Here is a 1,003-nt window from a genome sequence, read left to right as displayed (position 1 = left end):
GAACGCGGATGCTCAAGTAGTTCCAGCGCCGCGCTATTGCTAATTACCTGAATCTCGGCACGACTTGAGGCAATCTTGCCCGAGCTGTTACTGACTTCGACGAAATAGCTGCCTTCGTCAGACGGGCTTACATTCGTCAGTGTCAAATAGCTGCGTGTTGCGCCACTCAACTTCACCCCGTTTTTAAACCATTGGTAGCGTAAAAAGCCGCCACCTGATGCTACTACTTGAAGGGCTGCTTGTTGTCCATTCAGCAGCGCCGTGCTTTGCGGGTGCTCAGTAATTTGTATGCCACTCAATGCGTCTGTGACATGGACGTGTGCAAAGTTGGAATAGATGATGTGTCCGTTGCGCGATGCAATTGCCCTGTATGCGCCTGAGTCGCTATTTGCTACATCACTAATTTGGAGGGTCGGGCTTCTTTGGCTGGTCAGAAGACTACCGTTCCTTTGCCAGCGGATCTCGACGTTATCGGTGATATTGGTGTTTGCGTTCAACGTTAATGACTGACCACTTACGAGTGTTGCTCCCTGAGGTTGTCTAGAAAAGTCCAGAGCAACGTTTGCTGTATTTACTTGCAGGGTAGCTAGGCTTGAGAAAAGTGTTTGGCCTGCGCTGGAAACGCGAACCTGATAGCTGCCAGCGTCGCTGCCTTTTGCGCTTGCCTTTCCATAAATGGCACTAGTTGCTCCGGGAATCTCTGCGCCATTGTGAAGCCATTGATATTGCAACGCAGATTGTGCGCTTGCGTGAGCGCGAAAATAAAAACTCTCACCCAAGGTCGTACTTCTACTCTCCGGTGATGAGAGGATGCGAAAGCCGCCTTCCGTCGAAGCGCTGTTCGCTTTAGCGAGCAGCGTGTCCATTTGAGTGAGAGTATCCTGTGCCAGCGTCACAGAGAGCTGCTCGGCAATTGCTGCGCTGTTCTTGAATAGATTGCTGGGCGCTATGTCATTGATAGTAATCCCCGCGTCATACCAGCTCTGTGTTTGCGCAAGCTCAA

At 51.0% G+C, this 1,003-nt stretch carries 1 protein-coding gene; it reads right to left on the bottom strand.

Annotated features, from left to right (window positions below; all coding sequences use genetic code 11):
• A partial coding sequence (locus A3750_RS19630) for an immunoglobulin domain-containing protein (RefSeq protein ID WP_197475174.1) occupies positions 1–1,003 on the bottom strand: 1,003 nt, incomplete at both ends.

The sequence above is a fragment of the Oleiphilus sp. HI0079 genome (assembly GCF_001635105.1).
Note: the sequence above shows the minus strand (reverse complement) of the source record. Positions and strands in the feature narration are given on the sequence as shown.